The sequence below is a fragment of the Methylophaga sp. UBA1464 genome, from assembly GCF_002325665.1.
Lineage (GTDB): Bacteria > Pseudomonadota > Gammaproteobacteria > Nitrosococcales > Methylophagaceae > Methylophaga.
In genome coordinates, this window is sequence record NZ_DCSO01000075.1 from 4,781 (window position 1) to 5,470 (window position 690).

The 690-nt window shown below is 48.6% G+C and carries 1 pseudogene; it reads right to left on the reverse strand.

Going from position 1 to position 690, the window contains the following annotated elements:
* Nucleotides 1-690, reverse strand: a pseudogene (locus B3O33_RS08975) (2,3-bisphosphoglycerate-independent phosphoglycerate mutase); the annotation flags it as partial.

The window sequence follows — 690 nt, forward strand, 5'->3', positions numbered from 1 at the left end:
CTCGGTTAACGTCACATACTGAGAAAGTTTTGGCGTTCGCGGCTTGGGGAAATCACTAAAGTCAGGATCAATAAATGTCTGTGTCAGTTCACGAGCCCGATCAGCGCGAAAGTTCATAAACACGATACTGTCGCCATCTTCAATTGGCGCCGCTTCGCCAATAAGGGTCGCTTTAACAAATTCGTCTGTTTCACCGCGAGCATATGCATTTTCAATGGCTTCAAAAGCAGTGTCTGCGTGATAAGGTGCATTTGCGTTGGTAATCAGCTCATAAGCCTGCTGAACTCTATCCCAGCGCTTATCGCGATCCATTGCGTAATAACGACCGATCACGCTGGCAAAGCGTCCCTCGCCGGTTTCGTTAAAACTGGCTTGCATATTTTCGACAAATTGCAGGGCAGACTTGGGTGAAGTATCCCGGCCATCCAGAAAGGCGTGTAAATAGATTTTTTTGGCCCCACGATCGGCCGCTAGCTTAACCATGGCATGAATATGGCTTTCGTGACTGTGGACCCCGCCATCTGACAGCAAACCCATAATGTGCAGGGCCTTATTGTTTTGTACAACGTCATCCACCACATCTGTAAGGGTTTGATTGCTAAAGAATGATCCCGTACGAATGGCACGGCTTATCCGGGTAAACTCCTGATAAACCACGCGGCCAGCACCGATATTTAGGTGCCCTACTTC